Origin of the sequence: Pseudemcibacter sp., from assembly GCF_965661635.1 — a bacterium.
Classification (GTDB): domain Bacteria; phylum Pseudomonadota; class Alphaproteobacteria; order Sphingomonadales; family Emcibacteraceae; genus Pseudemcibacter.
Genome location: NZ_CBFIEP010000070.1, coordinates 1 through 5192, shown reverse-complemented (window position 1 = coordinate 5192; position 5192 = coordinate 1). Strand labels below are relative to the sequence as shown.

Here is a 5192-nt window from a genome sequence, read left to right as displayed (position 1 = left end):
TCATATTTCGGCACATCATCATTTTGAACTAGACGGATATAAACTTCGGCACCGCTTTCTGGCCCCGTAATGATTTGTCTTCTTCCTACCATTTTAGGGGTTCCCCAAGAATTTGCTTGTGTCTCAGTGACAATGCTTTCTTCTATCACTTTATAAGCAAAATGATCTTGATAGCTCTTAAGAGTTGCGTCGATGTCGGGGGCGCTTACGGTTGCCATTTTGATGCGACCTTCCGTATCACCGTTCTTTCTGGTGATTCCCATAACGCTTCCTTTATTAATTTTTTCTGATTAGATGATTTATTTCTTTGCTCAAAAGTGCAATGACAAATATCATTATCGCACCTTTAATCATTGTTATAGTAGGCTTAAATAAAACCTAAACCTTGAGGTAAAAATGTCTGATCTTTCAATATTATTAGAAGAATTAACAAATTTATTAGGTGATCAATATGTGATTACTGAAGAAAAAGAGTGTAAATTTTATTCTCAAGATGTTTTTATGGAAGCGGAAAATACTACGAAAGCTGTTATTCAACCTGGAAATATAACCGAACTTTCAAAGGCAGTGGCAGCTGTGACTAATGCTGGATATGCCATTTTCCCTCGCGGTGGTGGTATGTCATATACAGGCGGGTATTTACCGAGCCAAGAAAAAGCGATCTCACTTGATACATCTCGCTTAAATCAAATTGTCGAAATAAATCATGAGGATATGTATATCACCGTTGAGTGTGGGTGCACCTGGGCACAAATCCATGATGCACTTAAGCAATCTGATGTTAGGACACCATTCTGGGGAACTTTATCAGGGTTAAAAGCCACCGTTGGAGGCGGAGTTAGCCAAAATAGCTTATTTTTTGGAACGGGTCTTTATGGTTCGGCAGTGGAAAGCGTTATTGGCTTAGAGGTTATTACTGCAAAAGGAGAAATGATCAGAACCGGATCTGCATCAGTAAAAGGTGGAAATGTATTTTTTAGACATTATGGCCCCGATTTAACGGGTATCTTTTTAGGGGATACAGGGGCCCTTGGTATTAAAGCGAAAATTACGCTAAAGCTAATGAAAAGGCCAAAATATCATGAATTTGGTTCATTCAGTTTTGATCGTTACGAAGATATGTTGCCGGCAATGAGCGAAATTTCAAGAAAAGGACTTGCAAGTGAATGTTTCGGATTTGATCCTTATCTTCAAGAACAGCGTATAAAACGGGAAAGTATCGCTAAAGACATAAAAAGTTTAACGGGTGTATTAAGTGCGGCAGATAATTTTTTAGATGCTGTTAAAAAAGGAACAAAACTTGCCGTAGCTGGGCGCGGATATATGAAGGACGTGCTTTATTCATTTCATGCAACCAGTGAAAATAACTCAAAAGAAGTTGCTAAGTCCGATATGGATGAAATTAGAAAGATTGCAATTGAAGCGGGCGGCAAGGAAATTGAAAATAGTATTCCCACACTTATAAATGCCAATCCATTTTTACCTCTTAATAATATGGTTGGTCCGGATGGCGAAAGATGGGCGCCCGTTCATGGGTTATCCCCTCATTCGCGTGTTGTTAAATTGCATGATGCCATTAGGGATTTATTTGCAGAAAATATAGAAAAAATCGAAGAATATAAAGTTGGTGTTGGTTATATGTATGTCACGGTAGGAGCAAGCGCCTCACTGATTGAGCCTGTATTTTTCTGGCACGACGCCTTGAAAGAATTGCACAAAGATACGGTTGAGAAGAAACATTTAAATTCCTTAAAAGGGTTTGATGAAAACCTAGAGATACGAGATTTCGTAACTGGATTAAGGAAAAAGTTGATTTTGCTATTTAAGGAGCATGCAGTGGTTCATTTGCAAATAGGTAAGTCTTATCAATATAGCGAAGGAATTGAAGAAAATAGTTTGAACCTTGTCAAAGCGATTAAACAATACACAGATCCTGATAACCTTATTAATCCAGGTTCACTTGGATTATAAAAAATTGACTTATTTAGCATTGATCAAGATCGAATATCCTTATTATTCATATTATTTTCATCTCTAAATATATACAAATAATTTAGCAAAGAAATACTAGAACCTTTTTATTTCAATGACTTTAAGGCTAAAAATATAGTTTTCAAAATAAATATGATCTTAAATAAGACCAATTTCGTATAAAATTCAAATTAAGATGATGTAATGTGCAAATTCCTTCCTATATATTAAGTATTTTTAAGCTTGCTAACGAGCAGAATTAATCGCTAGAGGGGAAGCTTAAGTTGGCGCCTGACATAATGCTGGTTGGCCAACGTGACGTTACGGTTTTAATCTTAGTCCAGAAACGGACCCCTTCTGGCCCATACATGTGATGATCGCCAAATATTGAGCGTTTCCAGCCACCAAAACTATGAAAGGCAAGGGGCACGGGTAACGGAACATTAACACCGACCATTCCCACTTTGATCTTGCGTGTAAAATTCCGGGCAATATCGCCTTCTCTTGTGAAAATGCATGTACCGTTACCATATTCATGATCTTGCACGAGTTTCACGGCGTCTCCATAGCTGTTCACGCGCACAACTACTAAAACTGGACCAAAGATTTCTTCTTTATAAACCGACATGTCTTTTGTAACATTATCAAGAATTGTCGGGCCACAGAAATATCCATCTTCTTTTCCATCAGGGCCTTCAAAAGTACGTCCATCTAATACGACTTTTGCACCGTCTTTTTCACCTTCTGAAATTAAACCTTTAACACGCGCGCAATGTTCTTTCGTGATTAGTGGTCCCATTTCATTGCCTGCTGACATGCCGCACCCAACTTTGATGTTTTCTGCTTGATCTTTAATTTTTGTGATCATTTCATCAGCGACGTTATCGCCAACCGCAACGGCAACCGATAATGCCATGCAACGTTCGCCTGCGGAACCAAAAGCGGCCCCGATCATTGCATCAACCGCTTGATCAATATCAGCATCAGGCATAATAATCGCATGATTTTTTGCACCGCCAAGTGCTTGAACGCGTTTGTTATTGGCTGTTCCTGTGTGGTAAATATATTCGGCGACCGGAGTTGAACCTACAAAACTTACAGCTTCAATGCCATTATGTTTTAGAATATGGTCAACCGCCACTTTATCGCCGTGCACCACATTAAAAACGCCATCGGGAAGTCCTGCTTCAGAAAATAGACGTGCCATAACATTTGCACATGATGGATCACGTTCTGATGGTTTCAAAATAAACGTATTCCCACAGGCAATCGCCAGCGGAATGGTCCAAAGCGGTACCATCGCAGGGAAATTAAAAGGGGTGATCGAGCAAACAACACCGAGTGCTTGGCGCGTATTATAAACATCAATACCGCTGCCCACTTGCTCGGAAAATTCACCTTTTAACATTTCAGGAATGCCGCAAGCATTTTCAACGATTTCAAAACCACGGGTTAATTCACCCATGGCGTCGTCCCAAACTTTGCCGTGTTCTTTTACGATATGCTCGCATAATTCATCACGATTTTGTTCTAAAAGTTCGCGGAATTTAAACATGATTGAGACACGTTTCATTAATCCGGTATCTGACCAGCTTTCGAAGGCTTTCGCAGCTGTTTCAACGGCTGTATCGACATCGTCGGTACTTGCAAGCCCGACCTCACCTTGAACCTGACCAGTTGACGGGTCATAAATGGGAGCTGATCGGCCACCTGTTGCGGCGACATTTTTGCCGCCAATATAATGATCTATTTTATACATTTTTTTCTCTTTACGTTTTTCTTTATGATGCTTGTTATTGAATGTCGTTCGCTGTTTTTTTAAGGATATCAAATATGGGTTCTAATTCTTGTTTGCTACTGGTCAATATCGGTGCAATGGCGATTGTATCGCCGTTCGTGCGGATATTGATACCATGTTCATAGGCTTTCAGGAAGAAATCATGTGAACGGGCACCAATCACACCGTCACGCTGTTCAATAGTAAGGCCGGCGGCAAGACCAAAGTTTCTGATATCCGTAATGAATGGCTCACCTTTTAAACTATGCATCCCATCTTCGAAAAATTTGATATTGTTTCTTACTCGTTCATAAATACCTTCTTCTTTATAGATGCATTGAGCGGCGATCGCTGCGGCGACGGCGAGGGGGTGTGCAGAATAAGTATAGCCGTGGAAAAATTCGATACCCGCTTTAGTACCATCAAGAAAAGTATCATATATTTTCTTAGAAGCAATAACACCCCCCATAGGTACGGCAGCGTTATTGATAGCTTTTGCCATTGTGCAAATATCTGGTGTTACACCAAAATATGTTGCGGCATTTGCCTCTCCTAGACGGCCAAAAGCAGTAATGACTTCGTCAAAAATTAATAAAATGCCGTGCTTCTCTGTAATTTCACGTAGTTTCTTTAAATATCCTTTAGGTGGAACAAACATTCCGGCTGAACCGATCATCGGTTCAACAATTACGGCAGCGATTGTTGACGCATCGTGTAGCGTAATAAGTTGCTCTAATTCTTTAAGATATTTCATAGGGTCTGTATCTGGCTCGCCGCGGGTAAAGGCGTCTTCAGCGGCGTCGTATGGAAATGGTAAATGATCCACGCCTGTTAAAAGGCCGCCAAAAAACTTTCTGTTATTGACCATGCCGCCAACAGATATGCCGCCAAACCCAACACCATGATAACCATTTACGCGACCAATTAGGCGTGTTCTCGTGCCTTCGCCGTTTATACGGTGATACGCAAGCGCCATCTTTAAGGCCGTATCAACGGCTTCCGATCCTGAATTGGTAAAAAACACATGATCGAGTGTTTCTGGGAATTGTTCAGCAATGATGTTTGCAAGGTCGAAAGCTTTTTCATGACTGAAATTGAACGCAGTGGCGTAATCAAGTTCTGCAGCCTGATCTTGAATAGCCTCAGTGATTTTTGGGTGACAATGACCAAGATTAGAACACCAAAGGCCGGAAAAGGCGTCAAGAACTTGACGCCCATCGCTGGTTTCGTAATAAAGGCCTTTAGCCCGATTATAAAGTCGCGGGGATTCTTTAAAAGTACGGTTTGGTGTAAAAGGCATCCAATAGGCTGCCATATGATCATTTTTGTTATCTTTTTGATTCATAGCACATTATTCGCTTTATTATATTTTGATAGTATAGATGTCCGTCATCAAATGATTTGAGAATCCATTGGCCTATTTCATAAGGAGGCTTTGATCTCC

General features: G+C 40.4%; 3 protein-coding genes and 1 pseudogene. 1 reads left to right on the top strand and 3 read right to left on the bottom strand.

The features are described from left to right. Positions 1-263 (bottom strand): annotated as a pseudogene (locus tag ACTF6W_RS05150) (hypothetical protein); the annotation flags it as partial. Positions 264-396: 133 nt separating this feature from the next. On the opposite strand from ACTF6W_RS05150, the gene ACTF6W_RS05145 reads away from it, so the two are divergent. Continuing rightward, positions 397-1971, top strand: coding sequence for an FAD-binding oxidoreductase (locus ACTF6W_RS05145; protein ID WP_438993477.1), 1575 nt, complete (start codon positions 397-399; stop codon positions 1969-1971). 259 nt (positions 1972-2230) lie between these two features. Here the strand turns inward: ACTF6W_RS05145 and ACTF6W_RS05140 are convergent, their stop codons facing one another. Together ACTF6W_RS05140 and ACTF6W_RS05135 are read right to left on the bottom strand one after the other, a co-directional pair. After that, a complete protein-coding gene (locus ACTF6W_RS05140; RefSeq protein WP_438993476.1) occupies positions 2231-3730 on the bottom strand; it encodes a CoA-acylating methylmalonate-semialdehyde dehydrogenase in 1500 nt (499 codons plus the stop codon). A 34-nt stretch (positions 3731-3764) separates the two neighbouring features. Continuing rightward, on the bottom strand, positions 3765-5093 hold the full coding sequence (locus tag ACTF6W_RS05135) for an aminotransferase class III-fold pyridoxal phosphate-dependent enzyme (RefSeq protein ID WP_438993475.1): 1329 nt from the start codon (positions 5091-5093) through the stop codon (positions 3765-3767). Positions 5094-5192: the final 99 nt, after the last annotated feature.